26 protein-coding genes and 1 pseudogene are annotated in these 23,324 nt (G+C 64.3%); 10 read left to right on the top strand and 17 right to left on the bottom strand.

Features of this window, described 5'->3' with window-relative positions:
• Window positions 1-4 precede the first annotated feature (4 nt).
• Entirely contained in the window at window positions 5-1,513 is a 1,509-nt protein-coding gene (locus RQX22_RS10360) for an aldehyde dehydrogenase family protein (protein ID WP_315726169.1), read from the top strand.
• Window positions 1,514-1,516: 3 nt separating this feature from the next.
• On the opposite strand, the gene RQX22_RS10355 is transcribed toward RQX22_RS10360, so the two are convergent.
• Both RQX22_RS10355 and RQX22_RS10350 read right to left on the bottom strand, forming a co-directional pair.
• Window positions 1,517-1,765 carry a hypothetical protein gene (locus RQX22_RS10355; RefSeq protein ID WP_315726167.1) on the bottom strand — a complete coding sequence of 83 codons (249 nt, stop codon included), beginning with the start codon at window positions 1,763-1,765 and terminating at the stop codon, window positions 1,517-1,519.
• Between the two features lie 41 nt (window positions 1,766-1,806).
• Window positions 1,807-4,671 (bottom strand): M16 family metallopeptidase, encoded by a 2,865-nt coding sequence (locus RQX22_RS10350; RefSeq protein ID WP_315726165.1) that lies wholly within the window; start codon window positions 4,669-4,671, stop codon window positions 1,807-1,809.
• Window positions 4,672-5,123: 452 nt separating this feature from the next.
• On the opposite strand from RQX22_RS10350, the gene RQX22_RS10345 reads away from it, so the two are divergent.
• Entirely contained in the window at window positions 5,124-6,074 is a 951-nt protein-coding gene (locus RQX22_RS10345) for a peptidylprolyl isomerase (RefSeq protein WP_315726163.1), read from the top strand.
• 49 nt (window positions 6,075-6,123) lie between these two features.
• Here the strand turns inward: RQX22_RS10345 and RQX22_RS10340 are convergent, their stop codons facing one another.
• The 4 genes from RQX22_RS10340 to RQX22_RS10325 all read right to left on the bottom strand — a co-directional run bounded on the left by RQX22_RS10340 (window position 6,124) and on the right by RQX22_RS10325 (window position 9,869).
• A complete protein-coding gene (locus tag RQX22_RS10340) occupies window positions 6,124-6,636 on the bottom strand; it encodes a TIGR02281 family clan AA aspartic protease (RefSeq protein WP_315726161.1) in 513 nt (170 codons plus the stop codon).
• A gap of 101 nt (window positions 6,637-6,737) precedes the next feature.
• Window positions 6,738-7,007: a hypothetical protein gene (locus tag RQX22_RS10335; RefSeq protein ID WP_315726159.1), complete on the bottom strand. Its 270-nt coding sequence runs from the start codon at window positions 7,005-7,007 to the stop codon at window positions 6,738-6,740.
• A gap of 231 nt (window positions 7,008-7,238) precedes the next feature.
• On the bottom strand, window positions 7,239-9,653 hold the full coding sequence (locus RQX22_RS10330) for a ligase-associated DNA damage response DEXH box helicase (RefSeq protein ID WP_315726301.1): 2,415 nt from the start codon (window positions 9,651-9,653) through the stop codon (window positions 7,239-7,241).
• Window positions 9,654-9,671: 18 nt separating this feature from the next.
• On the bottom strand, window positions 9,672-9,869 hold the full coding sequence (locus RQX22_RS10325) for a hypothetical protein (protein ID WP_315726157.1): 198 nt from the start codon (window positions 9,867-9,869) through the stop codon (window positions 9,672-9,674).
• Between the two features lie 63 nt (window positions 9,870-9,932).
• Here RQX22_RS10325 and RQX22_RS10320 point away from each other — a divergent pair, with 63 nt between their 5' ends.
• Window positions 9,933-10,934 carry a ligase-associated DNA damage response exonuclease gene (locus RQX22_RS10320; protein ID WP_315726156.1) on the top strand — a complete coding sequence of 334 codons (1,002 nt, stop codon included), beginning with the start codon at window positions 9,933-9,935 and terminating at the stop codon, window positions 10,932-10,934.
• A gap of 183 nt (window positions 10,935-11,117) precedes the next feature.
• Here RQX22_RS10320 and RQX22_RS10315 read toward each other — a convergent pair whose 3' ends face one another.
• Genes RQX22_RS10315 through RQX22_RS10300 form a run of 4 tightly spaced genes read right to left on the bottom strand, consistent with a single transcriptional unit; the run spans window position 11,118 to window position 14,006 of the window.
• Complete coding sequence (locus RQX22_RS10315) at window positions 11,118-11,366, bottom strand: hypothetical protein (protein ID WP_315726154.1); 249 nt, start codon at window positions 11,364-11,366, stop codon at window positions 11,118-11,120.
• On the bottom strand, window positions 11,363-12,745 hold the full coding sequence (gene pgmG, locus RQX22_RS10310) for a phosphoglucomutase/phosphomannomutase PgmG (protein ID WP_315726152.1): 1,383 nt from the start codon (window positions 12,743-12,745) through the stop codon (window positions 11,363-11,365). The genes RQX22_RS10315 and pgmG overlap by 4 nt, the downstream gene beginning before the upstream one ends.
• A 28-nt stretch (window positions 12,746-12,773) precedes the next feature.
• Window positions 12,774-13,157, bottom strand: a complete 384-nt coding sequence (locus tag RQX22_RS10305) for a J domain-containing protein (protein ID WP_315726150.1) — start codon at window positions 13,155-13,157, stop codon at window positions 12,774-12,776.
• A 42-nt stretch (window positions 13,158-13,199) separates the two neighbouring features.
• Window positions 13,200-14,006 carry a division plane positioning ATPase MipZ gene (locus RQX22_RS10300; RefSeq protein ID WP_315726148.1) on the bottom strand — a complete coding sequence of 269 codons (807 nt, stop codon included), beginning with the start codon at window positions 14,004-14,006 and terminating at the stop codon, window positions 13,200-13,202.
• Between the two features lie 84 nt (window positions 14,007-14,090).
• Between RQX22_RS10300 and panC the strand changes: the two genes are divergently transcribed.
• Window positions 14,091-14,936: a pantoate--beta-alanine ligase gene (gene panC, locus RQX22_RS10295; protein WP_315726146.1), complete on the top strand. Its 846-nt coding sequence runs from the start codon at window positions 14,091-14,093 to the stop codon at window positions 14,934-14,936.
• A gap of 84 nt (window positions 14,937-15,020) precedes the next feature.
• The gene (locus RQX22_RS10290; RefSeq protein ID WP_315726144.1) at window positions 15,021-15,320 is read left to right on the top strand and encodes an SEL1-like repeat protein; all 300 of its coding nucleotides are present in this window, start codon (window positions 15,021-15,023) and stop codon (window positions 15,318-15,320) included.
• 4 nt (window positions 15,321-15,324) lie between these two features.
• Here RQX22_RS10290 and RQX22_RS10285 read toward each other — a convergent pair whose 3' ends face one another.
• The 6 genes from RQX22_RS10285 to RQX22_RS10260 form a co-directional block, all read right to left on the bottom strand.
• Window positions 15,325-16,464, bottom strand: coding sequence for a GNAT family N-acetyltransferase (locus tag RQX22_RS10285; protein WP_315726142.1), 1,140 nt, complete (start codon window positions 16,462-16,464; stop codon window positions 15,325-15,327).
• Complete coding sequence (locus tag RQX22_RS10280; protein WP_315726140.1) at window positions 16,461-17,198, bottom strand: glycerophosphodiester phosphodiesterase family protein; 738 nt, start codon at window positions 17,196-17,198, stop codon at window positions 16,461-16,463. Before RQX22_RS10280 ends, RQX22_RS10285 begins: the two co-directional genes overlap by 4 nt.
• A gap of 12 nt (window positions 17,199-17,210) precedes the next feature.
• Window positions 17,211-17,672: a RidA family protein gene (locus RQX22_RS10275; protein WP_315726138.1), complete on the bottom strand. Its 462-nt coding sequence runs from the start codon at window positions 17,670-17,672 to the stop codon at window positions 17,211-17,213.
• Window positions 17,673-17,727: 55 nt separating this feature from the next.
• The gene (locus tag RQX22_RS10270) at window positions 17,728-18,369 is read right to left on the bottom strand and encodes a hypothetical protein (protein WP_315726137.1); all 642 of its coding nucleotides are present in this window, start codon (window positions 18,367-18,369) and stop codon (window positions 17,728-17,730) included.
• A gap of 61 nt (window positions 18,370-18,430) precedes the next feature.
• Window positions 18,431-19,066 (bottom strand): HAD family hydrolase, encoded by a 636-nt coding sequence (locus RQX22_RS10265; protein ID WP_315726135.1) that lies wholly within the window; start codon window positions 19,064-19,066, stop codon window positions 18,431-18,433.
• Window positions 19,063-19,332: a DUF3572 domain-containing protein gene (locus tag RQX22_RS10260; RefSeq protein ID WP_315726133.1), complete on the bottom strand. Its 270-nt coding sequence runs from the start codon at window positions 19,330-19,332 to the stop codon at window positions 19,063-19,065. Before RQX22_RS10260 ends, RQX22_RS10265 begins: the two co-directional genes overlap by 4 nt.
• A gap of 13 nt (window positions 19,333-19,345) precedes the next feature.
• Between RQX22_RS10260 and RQX22_RS10255 the strand changes: the two are divergent.
• Window positions 19,346-19,705 (top strand): annotated as a pseudogene (locus RQX22_RS10255) (response regulator); the annotation flags it as partial.
• Window positions 19,682-20,179 carry an SRPBCC family protein gene (locus RQX22_RS10250; protein WP_315726300.1) on the top strand — a complete coding sequence of 166 codons (498 nt, stop codon included), beginning with the start codon at window positions 19,682-19,684 and terminating at the stop codon, window positions 20,177-20,179. The pseudogene RQX22_RS10255 and the gene RQX22_RS10250, both read left to right, overlap by 24 nt.
• A 42-nt stretch (window positions 20,180-20,221) precedes the next feature.
• On the opposite strand, the gene rpmG is transcribed toward RQX22_RS10250, so the two are convergent.
• Window positions 20,222-20,389, bottom strand: a complete 168-nt coding sequence (gene rpmG, locus RQX22_RS10245) for a 50S ribosomal protein L33 (RefSeq protein WP_315726131.1) — start codon at window positions 20,387-20,389, stop codon at window positions 20,222-20,224.
• Between the two features lie 160 nt (window positions 20,390-20,549).
• Here rpmG and RQX22_RS10240 point away from each other — a divergent pair, with 160 nt between their 5' ends.
• The 3 genes from RQX22_RS10240 to RQX22_RS10230 all read left to right on the top strand — a co-directional run bounded on the left by RQX22_RS10240 (window position 20,550) and on the right by RQX22_RS10230 (window position 23,313).
• A complete protein-coding gene (locus RQX22_RS10240; RefSeq protein ID WP_315726129.1) occupies window positions 20,550-20,912 on the top strand; it encodes a hypothetical protein in 363 nt (120 codons plus the stop codon).
• A 10-nt stretch (window positions 20,913-20,922) separates the two neighbouring features.
• Window positions 20,923-21,489, top strand: a complete 567-nt coding sequence (locus tag RQX22_RS10235) for a TMEM165/GDT1 family protein (protein ID WP_315726127.1) — start codon at window positions 20,923-20,925, stop codon at window positions 21,487-21,489.
• Window positions 21,490-21,714: 225 nt separating this feature from the next.
• Window positions 21,715-23,313 (top strand): cisplatin damage response ATP-dependent DNA ligase, encoded by a 1,599-nt coding sequence (locus RQX22_RS10230; RefSeq protein ID WP_315726125.1) that lies wholly within the window; start codon window positions 21,715-21,717, stop codon window positions 23,311-23,313.
• Window positions 23,314-23,324: the final 11 nt, after the last annotated feature.

Here is a 23,324-nt window from a genome sequence, read left to right as displayed (position 1 = left end):
GCCCATGAACGAGATCGGCAAGATCGCTGCCCAGCCCGCTTATTCGGAAGAGGTGGCAAAGCTGCTGCGCCGGGCGCCGGCCTTGTTCGTCGATGGCGACTGGATATCCTCCAGCCACGATCGGACGATCGCCGTCCATGATCCCTCGACGGGCCGGGAAATCGCCCGGGTTGTGGATGCCAGCGATGCGGACGTCGATCGCGCCGTCGCCGCGGCACGTACGGCCTTCGACGATGGCCGCTGGACCGGCCTTCCTCCCTATCAGCGGCAACGCATGATCGAAAAGCTGGCGGATCTGCTCGAAGCCGATCTCGACACGCTGGCCGAGCTCGAATCGATCGACAATGGCAAGCCGCGCTCCGCGTCGGGCGGCTACGACATTCCGCGCTCCATCGCGACCTTGCGCTATGCCGCCGGCTGGACGACCAAATTGGCGGGCGAGCATATCGAACCGGCCGCTTTTCCGGCGGGCTCGATGCACGCTTATGTGCGGCGCGAGCCGATCGGCGTTGCCGCGCAGATCGTGCCGTGGAACTTTCCGATCATGATGGCGGTGCAGAAGATCGCGCCGGCGCTCGCGGCGGGCTGCACTTTGGTCCTGAAACCGGCCGAGCAGACGCCCCTGTCCGTGCTTCGCCTCGCCGACCTGGTCGCGCAATCCGGCATTCCGGCCGGTGTGATTAACATCGTTACCGGCATGGGCGAGACCGCCGGCGACCGCATGGTCAGGCACCCGGATGTCGACAAGGTGGCCTTCACCGGATCGACGGAGGTCGGCAAGATCATCAACCGCGCCGCCACCGATACCCTCAAGCGCGTGACGCTGGAGCTTGGCGGAAAATCACCCGTCATCGTCCTTCCCGACGTCGACGTCGATCGTACGGCGGCAGGGGCGGCCCGGTCCATCTTCGCCAATGCCGGCCAGGTCTGCATCGCCGGGTCGCGCCTCTATGCCCATCGCGACATTTTCGACAAGTTGATCGAGGGCGTCGCCGCCAATGCGGCAAAGTTCAAGCTGGGGCCGAGCCTCGCCGCCGATACCATGATGGGACCGCTCGTCTCGATCGAGCAACGGGAAAGGGTGATGTCCTATATCGAACAGGGCCGGAAGGCCGGCGCGTCGATATTCCACGGCGGCGAGGCACCATCGGGAGACGGCTATTATGTCGGCCCGACCATATTGGTCGATGTAAAGCCGGAAATGTCGGTGGTCCGCGAGGAGATATTCGGGCCGGTCCTCTCCGCCCAGCGTTACGACGATCTCGACGAGGTCGCGCGTGCCGCCAACGATACGACCTACGGTCTCGCCGCCAGCGTCTGGACGCGCGATGTTTCGGCCATGCACAAGCTCGCGGCGAAGCTTCGCGCCGGCATGGTCTGGGGTAACACGCCGTCCGCAGTGGATACAGCGCTGCCCTTCGGCGGTTACAAGCAATCGGGATTTGGACGGGAAAGCGGCCGCTCCGGCGTCGAATCCTATACCGAGCTCAAGACGGTCGTGATCGCGCTCTGACCTTCATCGGTCGCAGCGCGAATATTCGGGCGCGCGCCGCTGGCGCGCGGCGCGGCGTTCTTCCTTGCCGATACATTCCTCTCGCTCGCGGATCTGCCGGCCTCGTTTTCGGTCGGCCTCGCTTTGGCTCGTGGTCACAGCGTCGACGCCCGCCGCTGCTGCCTTGACCGGCAGCGTCACGACGTCGACCGCCGCCTTGGCAATGCATCCGCCCAGCAGCAGACTCGACATGGTCAGGATCAGCAAACGCATCGTCATCGCCTTGAAATTAGCGAACCGGCCTGAGCATTGGCTTAACGGGACGAACCGCTATCGCCCGTTTCCTTTTCAGGTGTGACGATCATTCGCCAGGCTTTGGCGTCGATCAGATAGGTTTGCGCGGCCCGCTGAAGATCGGCGGGCGTCAGGGAAAGATATTGCTCTATCGAGCGGCGGATACTCTCCACCCGTTCCGGGTGGTCCTGGACGCCGCCGAGACGGGCCAGCCACCACGCATTACCGGCTTTCTGGCGCTGGATATTCTCGATCAGCGGCTGACGGGCCCGTTGCAGCTCGTCCGCGCTGACCGGCTTGTTGCGAAGATCCCCGGCGATTGCCCTCACGTCCCGGAAGAAATCGTCGAGATGCGCCGGGGGCGCATCGATCCTGGCCGAGATATAACCATAGCCCGTAAAAGCTTCGGACGGTGCGTGTCCTGCATTGGCGCTATAGGTCGCTCCCTGCTTTTCCCGTATCTCCTCCCTCAGCCGCAATTGCATGACCTGTGCCAGAAGGTTGACTGCGCGCGTCCGCTTCTGATCGGAGAAGAAATCGTTCGTCGGCCAGGCAATGAAGGCCAGGCCCTGGTCGGATCGGCCTTTGTGGGTCCTCCGCTCGAGCTTCCCCTCCGGAAAGCGTGGCGTCCTTTCGTCCCGGGGCGCCGTTTCCGCCAGCCTGAAGGGCAACGCTCCGAAAGTCGCCGCCGTTTGCCTGATTGCTTCGTCCAGGTCGATATCGCCGACGATCACGACCTCGATCGGGCCGGACCTCAAACCCGGTTCCAGGAAGGCCTTGGCGTCCGCAACCGTCGCCGCCTCCATCTCCGCGCGCGTGGGCGTCTCCCACCGTCGGTCCCCGGAGCGCAGCATCGCATTGACATCGCGGTTGAACACACCCGAAGGCGTGCTGTCCATCCGATCCACCAAATTGCCGCCGAAGGCCCGCAGCCGGTTCCACCCGCCCTGCCGCCAGCCGGGCTCCGCCACATAGGCGGCCAGCACCTGCATTTGCGTGGCCATATCCTCCGGTCTCGTCCTCCCGGCGATCAGGAAGGCATCCTCGTCCACACCGACATCGGCGCCATAGACTTTGGATGCCAGGGCTTCCTGGAGCTGTTCGAAGGTCAGTTTGGCAAGGCCGCCGGAGATGAAGCCGCCGCTCGTCAACGGCCAGATGGGGCTGGCCCGATCCGCCGGCAATTCCATCCTGCCATGGCCGAAGCGGACGGCAACGAGGATTTGATCGTCCCTGAAGGCGGTCTGCTTGAAGGTCAGCCGGACCCCGTTCTCGAATTCCATTGCCGTCGCGCCGAGCCCCTCGATCTCGCGCCGTTCGGCCACAGCGCCGGCAGGGCCGAAATCGGTGTAGGGCCAGGGCCGGAAGCGCTGCCTTTTCGGCGGTCCAACCGAGACCAGGCGACGGGACCGGCTATAGATTTCGATGAGATCCTGTTCCCGCGCACCGGACGCTATCGAGGAACTGAGGTAGAGGAGGGGCCCGTCACTGCCGAACAGGTTCCGGGCGGACTCGCTCACCTTTTGCGCCTCCAGGCCCTCGACCACCCGATCGAACAAGGTCAATATGGTTGCAGGGCTGGTGAATACCTCGTTCTGGTTGACGGCACCGACCAGTGCCTGGGCCAGACCGGAGGAGAAGCGGGTTGCCGCCCCGGCCGCTGCGGAGGTCAGCTGGGCACGCAGTTCGGCAATTTCGCGATCGAGCTCTTCCCGGGTGAAGCCGTAACGCAGGATGCGGCGCTGTTCCTGTTCGAGTGCGGCCAGTGCGGGTTGCCATTTTCCTTCTTCGGTGACGGCCAGAAGCGCAACGGTTTCGCCGCGATCGGCATAGCGCCCCTTCGAAATAGACGCTGCGATGAAGGGAGGGCTCTTCGGCCGCCCTGCGAGGCGCTCGAGCCGCCGGTTGATGATCTGCAAGGCCAGCCGTTCGATCAGCCGTCGCTCTCGGTCGGCGCGCGTATCGGGACTGGTGTCGGCAGGCTTCACCCAGGTCAGGCCGATCCTCGGTGCCACGCCCGAAGTGACGAACAGGCGTGCTTCGAGGGTTCGATCCGGGAGCAGTGCCGGCGCCACATCCGTTCCGGCGGGACCCTGGCCCTTCCACGATTGATATTGCTTGCGGATCTTCGCTTCCATCTGGTCGACGTCGAAATCTCCGACGGCGATCAACGTGGTCCGCTCAGGTCTGTAATAGGCTTCGTAAAAGTCGACGAGGCGCTGGCGCGGCACGGTCCGGATGATGTCCGGGTCGCCGATCGGCAGGCGCCGGGGCAGGATATCTCCCTTCAGGAGGAAATCGAATTCGTCCACCGCCATGCGATATTGCGGCGTCGCCCGCTTGCGTTCCTCGGCCAGAATGACTCCCCTCTCGCGCTCGATGGCGGCAGGGTCGAGATTGGCCTGATCGGCAATTTCGCGCAGAAGGAACAAGGCGGTATCGATCGTCTTCGCATCGGTTTCAGGCAGTTCGAGACGGTAGACCGTCTGCTGGAAATCCGTCGACGCATTGGTATCCGGCCCGAACTTGAGCCCTGCGCGCTCCAGCCGGTGCACGAATTCGCCCTCCGGCACGTTGCGTGTGCCGTTCATGACCATATGCTCCAGGAAGTGTGCGACCCCTTGCTGATCGTCGCGTTCGTGGAGCGATCCGACATCGATCCGAAGGCGCAGCGATGCCTCGCCGGGCGGCGTCGCATTCTTCATGATCGCGTAGCGCATGCCGTTGGCAAGCTGGCCGAAACGGATATCGGGATCGGCCGGCAGATCGCTGGCCTGATGAGCCCAGGCGGCTTTCGCCGTCGCGGCGTGGGCAGGCCGTTCCACGAAGTGCGGGCAGGCTGCCAGGAAAAGGACAAGCCCGCAGACGCGGAGCAGCTTGATCATGTATGTCATCCCCGAAACAGCCACTAAGCCGCTGCTTCCATTACTCTATTATAGCTGCCCCCGATGCGGCCGCTGCATAGGGTAGCGGCGCCGCAAAGGCCAGCGATTCCCTGCGCCCTCGCTGCCCATTTTTCTGGCCTTTTCTCGCTACTTTTCCTGATGACCCTGGTCGCAGTGCTGATTAGTGGTCGGGCACGAGGTGGGCCGAATGGAAGATTTGACGATAATGGCGACGGCACTTGGCGCGGTCTTGCTATTCCCGCTCCTGGCTGTCGTTGTCCATCAGCGCCGGCAGCGCCGTCACGACCGAGCGATGGGCCGCCGGCGAACGCAGAAGATCAAATTATAGCCCTCGCGCCCGATCCCGGCTTGCGGCAGCGCCGTCGGCCACCGGGGAGACTTTGCGTCCGGACCGCTCTATGACCGGATCTGACCTTCTTAGAGGGGAGTTAATGCGCTTCACCGCCGCCGCAGCCTTGCTGCTGACCTCCTGTGCCGCCGGGCAAGGCGGCAGCGGACTGCCTGAGCCGTCCGCACGCCATATTTTCTGGCGGCCGGCGCCGGTCATGGGTGCGCCCGAGCCTGTGCGGGTCGTCGAGGCCGCACCGCCGGCTGCCTGGCGCGCCATCGCCCCGGAAGACCTGCTCATCATCGATCTGAAGGACGGCAGACGGGTGGCGATCGAGCTCAGCCGGGAATTCGCGCCCATTCACGTCGCCAATGTTCGCGCCTTCGCGCGCGCCGGTTGGTGGACGGGTAGCGCCATTTATCGGATGCAGGATAATTATGTCGCGCAATGGGGCATAGGTGAGGGCAAGGAAAGGGCATTGCCGGGCGGGGTCGTCCGACTGCCGCCCCCGGAATATCATCGTCCGCTCACCGGCCTCGCCATCCGTCCCCTCGGTTTTCCCGACAGCTATGCGCCTATGGTCGGCCACGCCGACAGCTGGCCGATCGGCTATGACCCGGAACAGGGCAGAGCATGGCTGACCCATTGTTACGGCGCGGTCGGCGTCTCGCGGGACTTGGCTCCCGATACCGGCACCGGCAGCGAACTTTACGCGGTGATCGGCCATGCCCCGCGCCACCTCGATCTCAACATCGCCCTTGTCGGCAGGGTGATAGACGGCATGGACGCATTGTCGGCGCGCCCGCGCGGCACGGAGGCGCTTGGCCTGTACAAGGAGGAGAGCCAATATGTGCCGATCGTCCATGCGCGTCTGGCCGCCGACATGCCGGCAGCCGAGCGCCCGGCCTATGAAGTCCTACGATCCGACAGTCCGTCCTTCAGCCACTATGTGACCGGCCGCGCCAATCGCGGGGGCGAATTTTTCGGACGCCCGGCGGGTGGGGTCGATATCTGCAACGTGAACGTGCCGGTCCGGCGCAGAGTGCAGCATTGATCCCCGGCCGCCCGACTCTGCAGGCTGAGCCATAAATTTGAGACATGTTTTAACGCAATATCATCGTGTCGCCTTCGATCGCGACGCTTTCGAACTGGTCGAGAAAAGTCTGCCCGAGCAAAGACACTGGCAGGCGACCTTGTTCTGCGACCATCGCAGGCACGGATTCGGCCACCAGCGGTCCCGCCGACAGGCGAGCCAGGCGAACCGGCATCAGTCGCAGCTCGCCGCCGGCCCCGATCGCCCTCGCGCTATACTCTCCGGTTCCGAGCCCAGCCCGCCGCGCATCTTCGCCAGTCAGCACGATGGTCGAGGCGCCTGTATCGATCATGAATCTTATTTCGACGCCGTTGACCAGAGCATTTGCGTAGAAATGCCTGTCGGCGCCGCGATCAATCGCCAAGCCGCCAGGTACCTCGCGCAACATTCGCTTGGCTTCAGGCTTCTCGGCGACGGCCGGGTGCAGCGGCGAGACCGTCGCCTGCGGCTTGCCGAGTTGGGTGCCGAGTATGGCGATTCCCGCCAGCATCAGGCTCCCGAAGAGGAAGTTGCTCCCGCCCATCCGATCGCAATAGACCAGGCAAGGTCAACGGAGGCTTAAAGCGCCGGCGGCACGTCGTTCCGCCGCCTTCCGGCGGCGGAACGAAGATGCCTCATCCTTCCTCAGGCGGCATAGGCATGTTCTGGTTGGTCCGTCGGCGCGCGGCGGATGGTGCGCACCATGTGGCCGCCGGCCACGAGGCTGGTATTCTCCAGCGGCAATGCGGTTGCACAGAATGCGCATTCCGCCATTGTCCGGCCGATATACCAGTGGGTCCGGCCACAGCCGGGGCAATAATTGGTTTCATGGTCGCGATATACGATATGATATCCGCGTTCAGCGGCATTTGGGACAATGCAACCGCCCCGCGCTTCCAAGATAGTCGTTGCCATAACTCCGGCTCCTTTCGACAGACTTGAGGTGCCAACGATCATGAAGTTGGAAGAGTTTCATGACCTTTCAGCCGGACCGGGCTTTTTGGAGGGGCTTGCAACGGGCCAATTGCTGCAGAGTGAAGGATTTCCGCCGCGCCGAATGGTTAGCGCAGGGCCGCTTGCCCTTTTTACCACAGTCACGAAAAAAATCTGTCACAGCCAGAATGGGGCGGACCTCCGACAAGCGCCTCAATCCCGCCGCATCGCGACCTCCGCCAAGCTTTCTGCCTCGATCAGCAATTGATCGTCGACTGTTCCCGTGGCCGTGCGTTCGCGGCCGATGATGACGAGCACCGGCACCGCCATCGGCGAGACGCGATCCAGCGCGACGTGAAGCATCACCCCCTGAGCCCGGTCGAGCAGCCGGGCGAGGCGGCCAACGTCGGTCATGCGCTGGCGCGCGTCCTGCCAGGCTGCCTTCAGCAGCAGATGGTCGGGCTCGTATCGCCGAAGCACATCATAGATGAGATCGGTGGAAAAGGTGACCTGCTTGCCCGACTTGCGCTTGCCGGGATGATGGCGCTCGACCAGCCCGCCGATCACCGCCACTTCACGAAAGGCGCGCTTCAGCAGGTTCGAGCCCTGCACCCATTCGACGAACTCATTTTCCAGTATGTCAGGTGAAAACAGGGCGGCGGGATCGGCGACCGGCTCGAGGCCGTAGCAGGCGAGCGCATAATCGTTGGCGACGAATCCAAGCGGCTTCAAGCCGGCGCTTTCCATGCGCCGGGTGATCAGCATCCCGAGCGACTGGTGGGCGTTCCAACCTTCGAAGCTGTAGGCGACCATGTAATGGCGATGCTCGTGCGGGAATGTCTCGACCAGCAGCTGGTCGGGGCGCGGCAGGACGGAACGGTAATCCTGTACCTCCAGCCATTCCCGCACATCGTCGGGGAAGCGCGGCCATTGCGTGCGGTCGTGAAGGAATTGGCGGACCCGGTCGGCAAGGTTGGTGGTCATCGCCATTCGCGCGCCGACATAAGTCGGTATGCGGGCCGATTTGCTGGTCGCCCTGACGAACAAGTCGGTGCCGTCGATCTTTTCCACTTCCAGAACCAATCCGGCGAAGAAGAATGTATCGCCCCGGCTCAGGGTCGAGGCGAAATATTCCTCGACCGTGCCCAGCTTGCGGCCGTTGCGGAAGCGGACGTCGAGCAGGGGGGCGTCGACGATTATGCCGGCATTCATCCGATGCTGCTGGATGAAGCGGGGATGGGAGACGCGCCAGAGACCCTCCGGGCTGCGGGTCAATCTCTTGAACCGGTCATAGGCCTTGAGAGCGTACCCACCGTTCTCGATATAATTCAGGACCTGGCCGAAAAGCTCTTCCGAGAGGGCCGCATAGGGCGCTGCCGAACGGACCTCGTCCAGCATCTCCTCTTCACGGAAGGGAGCGGCGCAGGCGGCGGCCATGATATGCTGGGCGAGCACGTCGAGCGCACCGGGCCGGAAGATTTCAGGATCCAGCTCGCCTTGCTCGATGGCGTCGAGGGCGGCGCGGGCTTCGAGATATTCGAAACGGTTGCCGGGCACGAGGATAGCTTGCGAGGCCTCATCGAGCCGGTGATTGGCACGACCGATGCGCTGGAGCAGGCGGGACGACCCTTTTGGCGCGCCCATCTGGATGACCAGGTCGACATCGCCCCAATCGACGCCGAGATCCAGGCTGGCGGTACAGACGAGGCCGCGCAGTCGCCCTGCGGCCATCGCTGATTCGACCTTGCGCCTTGCCTCGCGTGAGAGCGAACCGTGGTGGATGCCGATCGGGAGATGCTGCTCGTTGACCGTCCACAGGTCCTGGAAGATCAACTCGGCGAGGCTTCGCGTATTGCAGAAGACGAGGCTGGTCTTGTGCCGTTCGATTTCCCGCATGACGCTCTGCGTCGCCCAGCGTCCGCTATGGCCGGACCAGGGAATGCGTTCGTCCTCGGGCAGCATGATCGATATGTCCGCCTCGGCGCCCGGATCGCCGATCACGACGTCGACCGCCTCGATATCGGCATGCGGCGCAAGCCAGCCCTGATAGGCTTCCGGGTCGGAGATCGTCGCCGAAAGCGCCACCCGGCGCATCCGCGGTGCGAGCCGCTGCAGCCTTGCCATGGCGAGCGAGAGCAGGTCGCCCCGCTTGCCGGCGGCGAAGGCGTGCACCTCGTCGATCACCAGCGTACGCAATCCGCCGAACAGCAGGCCGCTATCCTCGTGACTGAGCAACAGGCTCAGCGATTCCGGCGTCGTCAGCAGGATCTGCGGCGGCCGCACGCGTTGGCGCGCCTTGCGATCGGAAGGGGTATCGCCGGTACGGGTCTCGACCCTGATCGCCAGCCCCATTTCCTCGATCGGCGTCAGCAGGTTGCGCTGGACGTCGACCGCCAGCGCCTTCAGCGGGGATACGTAGAGCGTATGGAGGCCTTCGGCCGGTCGTTCGACCAGATCGGCCAGCGAGGCGATGAAGCCGGCCAGGGTCTTGCCGGCCCCGGTCGGCGCCACCAGCAACGTGTGGCGGCCTGCCCGTGCCGCCTCCAGCATTTCGAGCTGATGGCGCCGCGGCGACCAGCCCTTGGCTGCGAACCAGTCGGCGACGATCGGCGGCAGACCCTCCGGCAAGGCCGTCACCGCGGCAGGTCAGGCGACGCCGTCATCCTCGCGGCGCCGCGTGGCTTCCTCCTCGTCATAGAGGTCGTGGGTGGCCTTCTCGGTGCGGTCGACTTCGTCGGCACGGGGCTTGCGGTTGCGCAGCAGCACCCAGGCGAGCACCACCGCCAGAAGCAGCGGTCCGATTATGTTCATCAAGGCCCAGCTCAATCCGCCCATATCCATCATCCGCTCCTTCCCTGTCGTCGTCCCGCGCTGGAACATGCGCAGGTTTCAACCATATAGCTCTCAATGACCCGTCTCGGTTCCTGGATCGAGCCTTTTCCCGAAGGCATTTACATAAAGCCGGCCGATGCCTGGGTCGATCCGAGCCGCCCCAGCCCGCGCGCGCTGGTGACCCACGGCCACAGCGACCATGCGCGCGGCGGCCACGGTCAGGTCTGGGCGACGCCCGAGACGCTCGCGATCATGGCCTGCCGTTACGGCCCTCAGGAAGGGGGGCGTCCGGTCGCTTATGGCGAAACGGTGCACTTGGGCAATGTCGCATTGACCTTCGTTCCCGCCGGCCACGTCCTCGGATCCGCCCAGATCGTCATCGAACATAATGATGAACGTGTGGTGGTGTCGGGCGACTATAAGCGCCGCGCCGACCCCACCTGCGCGCCGTTCGAGCCTGTCCCTTGCGATATCTTCATCACCGAGGCGACATTCGGCCTGCCGGTCTTCCGCCATCCCGAGACCGCAAGCGAGATCGACCGGCTGCTGCTGCGCCTGCACGAAAATCCCGACCGATGCGTGCTTGTCGGTGCCTATGCCCTGGGCAAGGCGCAGCGCGTGATCATGGAGCTGCGCTGCCGAGGCCACCAGGATCCCATCTACATCCACGGCGCCCTGCAGCGGCTTTGCGATCTCTACCGCGAGCAAGGCGTCGCGCTTGGCGACCTGCGGCCCGCCACCGATGCGAAAAAGGAAGAGCTCAAGGGAAAGATCGTGATCGCGCCACCCGGGGCGCTCAACGATCGCTGGTCCCGCCGCCTGCCGGATCCGATCACGGCCATGGCGTCGGGATGGATGCGCATCCGTCAGCGGGCGCGCCAGCGCAATGTGGAGCTGCCCTTGATCCTGTCCGACCATGCCGATTGGGACGAATTGACCAGGACCATCGTCGAGATCGCTCCGCGTGAAGTCTGGATCACCCACGGCCGCGAGGATGCGCTGAAACATTGGTGTGCGCTGCACCAGATCAAGGCGCGGGAACTCCACCTCGTCGGCCGCGAGGATGAGGATGATTGAACTTCAGGGCAAACCTCTTCGGGCGAGCCGTCGGCTTTGCCCCGTCGGTGTCCTCAGGCTCTCTTGATTCTGTGAGATGGTTCGACGAACGACCTCAGTCGCGTGGCGCTCCCATGGAGTATGTCCACAGTGCATTCTTCAATTGCCGCTGAAAATGCACCACCAAAGCTTGGGAGCAAATCCCTAGGCCAAGTCCAAAAACGAGGCGAGCACCAGTGCGCTGACGAGGAGGATTCCCCATCTCGCAGCGCGTTCCAGGCCGAACTTGCCGGTGCGGCTCAGGATGAGTGCGCTGGTCGGCATGATTATAACGAACAGGCCGACCGAGAGCGCGAGCCCCGCCTTCAGGCCGAGTCGATCCCATCCGAACACGGCAAGTGCCACCCATAAAATGCAATAAGCGAGCGCCTCGAGATGGAGGTCCCGGGTCAATGGGCAGCCTGCGGGCCGCGCTTCAGGCCGGAAAGGGCGAGCTGTGCATCGATCTGCTCCATCAAGCGCGCGAGGCCGGCGTCGTCCTTGGCTTCGGCGCGGGCGACCAGCACGTCCTGCGTGTTGGAAGCGCGGAGCAGCCACCAGCCATCCTCCGTGTTGACCCGGGCGCCATCGGTCCGGTCGACCTCGGCGCCATCGGCCTCGAGCCGCGCCAGCACTTCGTCCACAACGGCGAATTTGCGGCTCTCGTCGACCTGAAAGCGCATCTCCGGCGTGTTGATCATCGCCGGCATGGCCGATCGAAGCGCGGTAAGCGAGCCGCCGAGGCGGGTGACGGCACGGATCAGCCGCACCGCCGAATAGAGTGCGTCGTCGAAACCGTAATAATCATGGGCGAAGAAGATATGGCCGCTCATCTCGCCGGCGAGCGGCGCGCCCGTCTCCTTCATCTTCGACTTGATCAGACTGTGCCCGGTCTTCCACATCAATGGCGCACCACCCAGCTCGGCGATCCGGTCGTAGAGCGCCTGGCTTGCCTTCACGTCGGCGATGATGGTCGCGCCGGGAAGATCTTCGAGCACGGGTTCGGCGAGTATGGAGAGGAGCTGGTCCCCCCAGATCGTCCGGCCTTCGCCATCGACCGCGCCGATCCGATCCCCGTCACCATCGAACGCAACGCCGAAATCCAGCTTCTTTTCGGCGACGAGAGCCTTGAGATCGGCAAGGTTTGCCTCGTCGGTCGGGTCCGGATGATGATTGGGGAAGGCGCTGTCGACGTCGGTGTAGAGCAGATGATGCTCGCCGGGCAGCCGCCGGACCAGCCTCTCGACCACAGGACCCGCAGCGCCATTGCCCGCATCCCAGCCGATCCGGAAACCGGCGCCGTCGAAATTGCGCAGCAGCCGGTCGACATAGAGATCCATGACGTCCGCATTGCCGATCTCGCCTTCGCCTTTCTCCCAATCGCCTTCGGCGGCCATGGTGCCGAGGGTCTGAATGTCCTCGCCGAAAAAGGCGTTGTTCTGCAGCACCATCTTGAAACCGTTATAATTGGAGGGATTGTGACTGCCGGTGATCATGATGCCGCCATCCACCTCCAATTCCGCCTCTGCATAATAGAGCATCGGCGTAGGCCCCAGGCCGATGCGGACCACGTCGACGCCGCTCCTCGTCAGCCCTTGGACCAGGGCCCGTTCCAGGATCGGAGAGCTTTCGCGGCCATCCCGGCCGACGGCGACGCGGGTTCCGCCGGCACGGCGAACCAGTGTCGCAAAGCTGCGGCCGATCGCCTCCGCATCCGGCTCTCCGAGCGTCTCACCGATTATTCCCCTGATGTCATATTCGCGCAGGGTGGTCGGGTGAAAGCGATGGGTCATCGATGGCTCCGGCAGTCGGGTGGAAACTTCAAGACGCGCGAGGCGTCCTGCGGTTCATTTCGGCGACCAAAGTGTCGCGCGCCGCATTGACGCGGTTCGCGAGCTCGGCAGAGCCGCCAGCGTCGGGATGCACCTTCGTAATGAGACGCCGATGCGCGTCCCGGATTTCGGCGAGGCTCGCATTCGGCCCAACGCCGAGCAGCCGGCGCGCATCGTCCACGGGCATCGTCGGTACGGCCGTGCGCTTGCGGCGATAGGCGGCCCAGAAGATCGCACCGGCCATCAGGAGTGCGCCCGGAAGGATTTTGCCGGTGGTCATCAGGCGCAGGCCGAGCAGGAAGATCCCGACCGCGACGCCGTCTTCATAAGTGAAGCCCTTGAGCCGGCCGGTCCACCACGCCCATACGGTCACGCCCGCGGCAATCAGCAGGAGGGGTCCCATCGCGCTGGATTTCTAGCTCGCCATGGCGGTGCGGGGTTCCATTTCGGGAGCGGCCCCATCCGGAATCCCGAATCCGGCGATCATCTCCCTCAACTCTTGCCGAGCGGCGATATGGGCGATGCCCACTTCGCCAAGCTGGGCGAGATCGAGCAGGGTCAGTCCCTTGGGGAAGAGCTCGCGATAGATGACGCGCTCGCCAAGGCCCGGAATGACCCGGAAGCCGACCCGACGGGACAATTCCTCCAGCGCGGCGCCGACACGACGCATGTTGCGGGCCTCCACATGCTGCAGCCGGTTGCGCAGCACCACCCAGTCGACACTTGCGCCATGGGTTTTGGCGCGCTGGGTGCGGCTGTTCCAGACCAGCTCGGCATAGAAGCTCGGCCGACGGATCTTGTATGTCTCCGGATCGACCTGTCCGATCAGGTCGAGATCGACGAAGCTGTCGTTGATCGGGGTGACCAGGGTATCGGCACGGAGCATCGCCTGCCGCGCAAAAGGATCGTCGCGCCCGGGCGTATCGATCACCAAGATCTCGACGCCCTCGGCGAGCCTGTCGATCTGCGCGTCCAGCGTTTCGCCGTCCGGATCGAACGTTTCGTGGAGCGGCATCGGCAGGTCGATCCCGGTCCGCTCGATCGTCGCCGCCCGGTTGTCCAGATAGCGGCCGAGCGTGCGCTGGCGCGTGTCGAGGTCGAGCGCGGCGACGCGCCGGCCGGCGGCAGCCAGGGCGACGGCACTGTGGACAGCGGTCGTCGATTTGCCGGTGCCGCCTTTTTCATTGGCGAATGTGATGAAATGGGGCGTAGCGCCAGCCATGGTTCTTGGTGTCCGTCCCTCTTGATCTTGTCGGCCTCGCCCCGCATGGGCCGGCGTCCAAGCTCTATCGGAGGCCATCAGGCGGTGCAAATAGTCCGTGACGTCGAAGCGTTGAGGGAAAATGTCGCAAGGCTTCGCGCCGGCGGCACCATCGCCCTGGTGCCCACCATGGGCGCCCTCCATGACGGCCATATGGCATTGGTGGCCGAAGCGAAGCTGCGGGCGGACCATGTCGTCGCCTCGATCTTCGTCAATCCCACCCAATTCGGACCGAACGAGGATCTTGCCGCATATCCTCGTCGCGAGGCGACCGACGCGGCGATGCTCGAGGAAGCCGGCTGTGCTACCCTTTGGGCGCCCGACGCGGCTACCATGTATCCTGACGGCCATTCGACCTCGATCCACGTCGCAAATATCAGCGAAGGGCTGTGCGGCGCCTACCGGCCGGGACATTTCGACGGCGTCGCGACCGTCGTCGCGAAATTGCTGAACCAGGTGATGCCCGACAGCGTCCTGTTCGGCGAGAAGGACTATCAGCAGCTTGTCGTCCTCCGCCGCATGGTCCGTGATCTCGACATGAAGGTGGAGATTGCCGGCATCCCCACTCAGCGGGATGCCGACGGGCTCGCTCTGTCCTCACGCAATACCTATCTCAGCGAAGAGGATCGCCGAGCCGCGCGAATCTTGCCGAGGAGCCTCGGCGAGGCGGCCGCAGCGGTGCAAAGGGGGGCCGATATCGGCACGACGCTCGCCGCCGCGAGAGACAAATTGCTGAAGGCGGGATTCTCATCGGTCGATTATGTCGAGCTTCGCGACGCTGAGACGCTCGCGCCCGTCCAGGCGCTCGAGAGTCCGGCAAGGCTGCTGGCCGCGGCACGGATCGGCGGCACGCGGCTTATCGACAATCTTCCTGTCATGCCGCCCGCATGAAAAAGGTGATCGCGGCATTAACCATTTCTTGGTGAAAAGAGCCGAAATCTGCTCCCGATAGTTGAAACCAAGGGGGTATCTATCGTGGGACACAGTCTGAAATCGGCCACTTTCCTGATGGAAAGCCGGCTTGCGGAAGCGGCTCGAGGCAATGCCGACGCGCTCTACGAATTGGGCGTTGCCTATTCGACGGGAAGCGCCGGCCTCGAGGTCGACCTCATCGAGGCGCATAAATGGTTCAATCTGGCGGCGCTCAACGGCAGCGATCGCGGTCAGATGTGCCGGGCGGAGATTTCCGAGGAAATGTCGGCGCGGGAAATCGCCGAGGCGCAGCGGCAGGCCCGCGCCTGGCTTTCGCAAACGACGATGCGTCACGCCGCTTGACCTCTCATTCGCGGCGGAAGGGCGTCATTTCGTCCAGTGCCTCGATATCCTGGAGCACGGCGGGTCGTTCAGCAGCCAGATAATCGGCAACCGCCCGGCGAAGGCGCGGGTCCGCCAGATAATGGGCCGAATAGGTTTGGACCGGTCGGTAGCCCCGGCTGAGCTTGTGGGCACCCTGGGCGCCGGCCTCCACATGTTGCAGCCCCATGGCTATGGCGGCGTCGATCGCTTGATAGTAACAGATTTCGAAGTGAAGATGGGGCACGTGGATCGTCGCGCCCCAGTAGCGGCCGTAAAGCGTATCGGCACCGATCAGGTTGAGCGCGCCGGCGACGGGTATGCCGTCCGAAAGGGCGAAGATCAGCAGGATCCGGTCGGCCATCCGTTCCCCGATCAGTGAAAAGAAGGCGCGGGTGAGATAGGGGCGCCCCCATTTGCGGGCGCCCGTATCTTGATAGAAGCGCCAGAAATGATCCCAATGTGCCTCGGTGATGGCGGCGCCGGTGAGATGTTGGACCTCCAGGCCCGCCAGCGCTTCCCGCCTTTCCTTGCGCACGGCCTTGCGTTTGCGGGACGACAGCGAGCCGAGGAAATCCTCGAAGCTTCGATAGCCGTCATTGTGCCAGTGAAACTGGCTGTCGAAACGGATCAGCCAGCCGGCGCGCTCGAACAGGGCCACTTCCTCTTCATGAATGAAGGTGGCGTGAGCGGAGGACAGGCCGTTCTGCCGGACCAGCGCTTCCGCTGCGCCGATCAGGCCGGACGCCAGGTCCGGATCCGCGGTCAGCAGCCGGCGGCCGGGAACGGGCGTGAACGGCACCGCGATCTGAAGCTTGGGATAATAAGCGCCGCCGGCCCGCTGATAGGCCTCCGCCCAGCCGTGATCGAATATATATTCGCCCTGGCTGTGGCTCTTCACATAAGCCGGCATCAATGCGGCGGGGCGTCCGTCCGGACCGTCGATGGCAAGCGGCACCGGCTGCCAGCCGGTGCGGGCCGTCGCGCTTCCCGACTCTTCCAGGCTGGCGAGGAAGGCGTGGGAAAGGAATGGATTGCCGGCGCCGGCGCAGCGGTCCCAATCGGCGGCTTCGAAGCTGGCGACACCGTCGCCGATCCGGGCGATGATCGCGTCGGACGCGTTCATGAGGGTGTTTGCGCCTCGTAGATGATCTGGTCGGCGTGGCGAGCGGCCCGCGCGCGCTCCTCCTCGCTCCTGACCGTCCAGGTCAGCGTCGGCAGGCCCCGGCGGCGTTGCGCGGCGGCGAAGGAAGATGGCAGGTCGCGAATGTCGTAGCCGAGGAAATCGGGCCGCGCGCGCCACAAGGCGATCTGCCTTTCCACGCGTCCGCGAAGCGCGGTCTTGCCGCTTTCGGTGACGACGAGACCGCGCAGGATTCGGGGCGCATGGCGGGCGAACCAGCGCCCGACCTCGGGATTGAACGACATGATGGCGACAGGCCCGCGATAGGCTTCGAGCGAGCGGAAAACGGAGAGGCACAGCCTCGCCACGTCACGGTTGGGCGCTTTCACCTCGATCAGCAGCGGGGCATTTCCACCGATCAGCCGGAGGATTTCGGTGAGTGGCGGTACGGTCTCGCCGCCATGCAAGCGCATCGCCTGCAGTTCGGCCGCAGATCGCTCGGCGAACGGGCCTTTGACGCTGGTCAGACGGTCCAGTTCGGAATCGTGGAAGACGAACGCGGTGCCGTCGCGGCTCGACTGCACGTCGAGCTCGATACCATGGCCCGCCTCGATCGCGGCCGCGAAAGCAGCACGGCTGTTCTCGATCCGGCCGCTGCCATGGAGTCCCCGGTGAGCGAAGGGAAAGGCGATCAGCCGATCGAGCGCGGCACGTCTGCTTGTTCGCCTCGAAGCCAAATCATCCTCGCATCACTTCACGGCGACGATCGCGTCGATCTCCACCGCTGCGTCCAGGGGCAAGGCTGGAACTCCGACCGCGCTGCGCACGTGGCGCCCGCATTCGCCGAACACCTGCTCCATAAGCTCGGACGCGCCATTGGCGACCTTGGGCTGATCGGTGAAGCCGGGGGTGCTGGTGACGAAAACACCCAGCTTGACGATCCGTTCGACCCTGTCGAGCCCACCCAGCGCCTTGTCGATCTGCGCCAGCAGCATGATGCCGCAGGCCCGCGCCGCCTTGTAGCCGAACGCCACGTCGCGATCCTCGCCGAGCCGGCCGGTCATCAGGGTCCCGGCGTCGAACGGAAGCTGACCGGAGATATGGAGAAGGTTCCCGACCTGTACCGTGGGCACATAGGCCGCGACGGGCGCAGCGGGTTCGGGAAGGACGATGTCGAGCCCGGCCAGGCGGGCGGCGATGGTTTCGGTCATGGTGCCGCTAAACAATGGAGGACGCGGCGGGTCAAGTGCGCGAGCGGGCCAAAGCTCATGGCTCCCGCGCATATGTCAGCGTCTGCCCGAACCGGTGGAGGAGGATCCTGTCGCCATCGGTCTCCATCCGGAGAGCGCCGAAGTCGACCTTGCCGAGATCGTTGGCAGTCAGGATGAATACAAGGTCGTTCGCCTTGGCAGCCTCGATAAGAAAGCGGTTCGATTCTATTGCGTGCATCGGAACCGCCAGTTCGATCCAAAGCGGCGTGCGCTTTTCCTCGGCGGACATCGCCCAGCCGTCTTCCTGGGTATAAGCGACAAGCGGGTCGCCGCTTTCGAATCCGATCCTGAAATCCACATTTGCGATGCCGCGGCCGTCGGGCCAGACGACCTTGAGGCGAAGCGGCGCATGATTGGAAAGGGAAACCGGGCCGGCAGAGAATGAAGGTGGAATGGGCTTTGGTTCGGTGGTCAGATGCAGATCCCTGCCGGCGAGCGTCCAACGCCCTTCGGCCTCTTCGTCCAGCGCGCCTGCGCTCAGAAAATATTGGAAGCTGCCATCTTCGTTGAGCCTCAGGCCCGAAGCGACATCCTGTTCGCCGATCAGGCGATAGGTACCGGCGGGACCTGCGGTCGTGGGCGCGGCGGCAAGAAGAAGCCAGGCGGCGATCAGCAGGCGAATGGGCAATCCGGTCATGCCTCATCATGACCCATCGCCGAAACGAAAGCCATCGCGCGATCGGCCGGGAGACGCGTCGTCAGGTGGCGGGCCCCGCCGCGAATCGCTCGAGTATCCAGTTGCGGGCCTGGTCCCAATCGTCGATCCGCGCATGGGCATGGGCGGCAGGCGGGGTGTGGGCGGCAAGGCGGGGCTCGGCAACCATGTGCAGCCGCCAGACTTCGGGGACATGTTTCGCGACCGATTCGTGATGGACGGACAAATCGTCGATGAAGACGGTCACGCTCGGCTTCATCTGCTCGACCAGCTCCAGGACCGGGCCACCCTTGCCGCCCCGATTGCAAAGCACCCGATGGCGAATGTCGAAGGCTTCGAGCTGGGCGACGCGTCCGGCATGATAATCGTTCCCGATATTGGTCAGGATCACGATGTCGGCCTGCGCCGCGATCGCGGCCAGCGCCTCCACCGCGCCGGGCACGACATTCTGCCGGTGCATCTCGCTTTCGAAGAAGCCGTCGAGAAGGGGCCAGACCCGGTCCTCCGGCAGCGGATTGCCGGCGCGGTCGCGCAGCGCCTCGCGGAAACCCGGTGCCTCGAGATGGAAGCTCAAATCATGGGCTTCGTTCACCCATTCGGCGAAATGGCCGATCATGTGGAGGAGAACCTCGTCGCAATCGCTGACCAGCAGCGGTCGATTGCCGGAAGCTCTGTTCATCGTTCCAGGCTCCGGCGCGCGTCGACCAGGGCAGTGGGCGGGATATGCAGGGCTTCCGCGCAGGCGAGAAGGTCCGGCTCATGGCTTTCGAGGAAGCGCAGGATGGCGGCCAGGACGGCCGGCTCCCCGATCCGCGCGCGCAAATCGTCGGGGGTCATGCCGGTGAGTGCGAGCAGGCGCTGGGCGCGGCTGTCCTCGCCCAGCGTCCAGACGAGCGCCGAGAAAGCGAGCGCTTCGGGATCAGTGTCATTTGCGTTCTGAATCATTTACGATGAGCGCGTGGGACAAAAAATCCTCGTTGTCGAGGACAACGAACTCAACCTGAAGCTCTTCTGCGATCTGCTTCGTGCCCATGGCTATGAAGCGGAGCCGATCCGGGACGGCCGCGAAGCGGTGGACCGCGCTCGCGCCTTCCGGCCGGATCTGATCGTGATGGACATCCAGATGCCGCATATCACCGGTCTCGAACTGATCGAGCAGCTCAAGGCCGATGCCGATCTGAAAGCGGTGCCGGTGATGGCGGTCACGGCTTATGCGGCCAAGGGCGACGAGGAACGAATTCGGGACGCGGGCGCCGAAGGCTATGTCTCCAAACCGATTTCAGTGGTAAGATTTGTGGAGGCGGTGCGCGTCTTGCTCGCGGAACGGCCGGTCTTGCCCGGGGTGGCGGAGAAATCGTCGCCCGTCCGTGTCAGCCGGCATTTCGACGGGTCCGCGGAACAGCTGTTCGACGCCTGGCTCGACGAATCGAATGTCGGATCCTGGCTCTTCGCCACGCCTTCCGGCGAGATGGTCGAGGTTGCGCTCGATCCCCGGGTCGGCGGCGTCCTCACGATCGTCGAGCGCCGCGACGGCGAGGATGTCGCGCATGTCGGCCGCTATGAGGAGCTGGATCGGCCCGGGCGGCTGGTGTTCACGCTGCAGGTTCCGAGATATTCCGAAGATATAAGCCGGATCACCGTCGAGATCGGGGAGGGGCAGAATGGCTGCGACCTCGTCCTTACTCAGGAAGGCGGCCCGCCAGACGAGTCTGCCGCTCATGCCGAAGGCTGGGCGATGATCCTGGCGGCCCTCGCCGAGCGGCTGGAGGAAATGAAGAAGGAAGACGGATGACGATTCGCGGCCGCTGTCGTCGCGGCAAGATCGGCAGCCGTCTTATTTTATCTTGGCTTCCTTGAACTCGACATGCTTGCGCACGACGGGATCATATTTACGGAAGCTCATCTTCTCGGTGATGTTCCGCGGGTTCTTTTTCGTCACATAATAGAAGCCGGTATCGGCGGTGCTGACGAGCTTGATCTTGACGGTTGCCGGCTTGGCCATGACAGCCTCTTTATCGAAAGGTGGAGCGAAAAATAAAAGCGGCGTCCCCGCCGCTCATATGCGACGCCGCCTCTGCCCCCAAAAGCCCTTCGCTGTCAAGGCTGGGGACGGACGCACCCTCGATGACTTCGTGTTAACAGGCCGGTAACCATATCGGCGCATGTTCGTCGGCGACCAATGGGGGGGCGGCGACATGCGGGCCGAAGCGGATGCGATGAAAGTGGTGCAGGCCGAGCTGTGCGGCAGGCTCGAGGCCCTGCAGGCATTGCCCGAAGGGCTCCCGCTTCGGATATTTGCCGAGAATGTCGAGGGGATCAAGCGGTTGGCGACCGCTTATGGTCTGGCGCCCGTGGAACGGCTTGCCGTGGCGCTCGAACGCTGTCTGGGCGAGAACCCGGCTGTCCGATCCTGCCTCAGCACTCTTTATCTCGAGCGGCTCGGCGACGCGATCGGCTGCGATCGCAGGGACGATCTTGCGTCCGAGGCCATGATAGCCTCCGTCGCGGTCCGGCTTGGCGCCTGAAACTGCCCGCATGGACGCGCTCCTCAGCACCTTTCTCGCCGCGGCCATGGCCGAATGGGGCGACAAGACCCAGTTGCTCGTGATGGCGCTGGCCGCCCGATATGGCCGGCCCGGCCCGGTTCTCGCCGGCATATTCCTGGCAGCGATCGCCAATGCGCTGGCCGCAGCCTTTGGCGGCACTCTGCTCAACGGGATGATCACGCTTCGGGCGATTTCGCTGCTGGTCGCGGTCTCGTTGGTCTTCGCCGGCGTTGCCGGCTTGGTTGGCAACAAGACGCCGGACATGGGCGCGACCTGGCGAACCGGACCGTTCCTGACCGCCGCCGGCTGCTTCTTCCTTCTCGAGTTCGGGGACAAGACGCAATTCCTCACTGCCGCCCTCGCCGCCCAGTTCGATTCGCTGCTTCTTGCGGCAGCAGGCGCCGCCGCAGGGGTCGCTGCCGCCAGTCTGCCGGCCGTATTGCTCGGGGACAGGCTTGCCGTCGTCATGCCCTTGCGCGCAATTCGTCTCACGGCCGCGATCCTGTTCCTGATCCTGGGCCTGGTCGTGGCGGTCAATGCGCTGCGACTGGTTTAGGATCCTGAAGCGCGGTCAGAAGATCGCGTCCAGCAGGCCGAAGAAGACCAGAAGACCAAGGCCGATTACGATAAGGACGGCACACCCGATGAATTTCAACATCGCATTCTCCCCTGTTTTCGCATCAAACATTGCGGGCGTGCACTCGTTCCCCGGCTCGCCATTTTTGCATCTGAGGGCCATCGGGAGGGAACCTTGCGCGCTAGCCCGTTCGTTACGGCGGCGATGCGCGATTTTTCCCAGCTCCTCGACGGCCTCGTCTATACCCGCTCGCGCAACGGCAAGCTGAAGCTGATCGGCGATTATCTTCGCCGTACCCCCGATCCGGATCGCGGCTATGCGCTTGCGGCCCTGACGGGCAGCCTGGACCTTCCCGCGGTGAAAGCGGCGGCGATCCGCGCGATCGTCGAGGAGAGGGTCGATCCGGTTCTGTTCCACATGAGCCGGGATTATGTCGGCGACCTTGCCGAAACCGTGTCCCTGCTCTGGCCGAAACGGGTGGAACAGCCGGCCGAGATCGACGACGGCACCTTGCGTCTCGCCACCGTGGTCGATCGGCTGCAGTCGCTGGGGCGTTCCGAAGCGCCTGCGGCACTTGCCCAGATGCTCGACCATCTCGATGCGAGCGGCCGTTTCGCGTTGCTGAAGCTCGCCACCGGTTCGCTCCGGATCGGCATTTCCGCGCGACTCGCCAAGACGGCTCTGGCCCAGGCCTTCGGGATCGACGTCGATGCCGTCGAAGAGGTCTGGCATGGGCTGAAACCGCCTTATGCGCCGCTTTTCGCTTGGGCGGAGGGGCTCGGTGCCCAGCCGACTCTGGACAATGTTCCCGTCTTCCGGCCTTTCATGCTGGCCCATCCGCTCGAGGCTCTGCGGCTGTCGCTGGACGATTATGCGGCGGAATGGAAATGGGACGGCATCAGGGTCCAGATCGTCCGGGTTGCTGGCCAGACGAGGCTCTACAGCCGTGCGGGCGACGACATCACCCACAGCTTTCCCGAAGTCGCCCAGGCTTTCGGCCGCGATGCGGTGGTCGATGGCGAACTGCTGGTCCGAGGCGAAGTCCAGGGGGCGGATCGGCACGGCGGCGCCGCTGCCAGCTTCAACGCACTTCAGCAAAGGCTGGGGCGCAAGACGGTCTCGGCGCGCATGCTCGATGAATATCCTGCCTTCGTCCGGCTCTACGATCTGCTGATCGAACAAAGCGAGGATCTTCGTCCCTTGGCCTGGAGCGCGCGGCGGCAGCGGCTGGAAGCCTTCGTACCGGCCCTCGATCCGGCGCGCTTCGACCTTTCCGCATTGATCGATGCGCCGAGCTTCGAGGCCTTGGAGGAACTACGCGCCGCCGCCCGCGACGCGGCGATCGAAGGCGTCATGCTGAAGCGGCGGGACAGCCCCTATACGCCTGGCCGGAAGGTCGGCCATTGGTACAAATGGAAGCGTGATCCACTCGTCGCCGATTGCGTGCTGATGTATGCGCAGCGGGGCAGCGGCAAACGCTCCTCTTATTATTCCGACTATACGTTCGGCTGCTGGACCAAGGCGGGCGAACTGCTCCCGGTCGGCAAGGCCTATTTCGGCTTCACCGACGACGAGTTGAAGTGGCTCGACCGCTTCGTGCGCAACAATACGATACAGCGTTTCGGTCCGGTGCGGGAAGTGGCAAAGACGCTGGTGCTGGAAGTCGCCTTCGATTCCCTCCACCTGAGCAAGCGCCACAAATCCGGCCTCGCCATGCGCTTCCCGCGCATTTCGCGGATCCGCACCGACAAGCCGGCGGGGGAAGCCGACAGGATCGAGGCCCTGATGCGGATGGTGAACTGAACGATCCGTCC

The organism is Sphingosinicella rhizophila (assembly GCF_032378825.1).
GTDB lineage: Bacteria > Pseudomonadota > Alphaproteobacteria > Sphingomonadales > Sphingomonadaceae > Allosphingosinicella > Allosphingosinicella rhizophila.
Note: the sequence above shows the minus strand (reverse complement) of the source record. Positions and strands in the feature narration are given on the sequence as shown.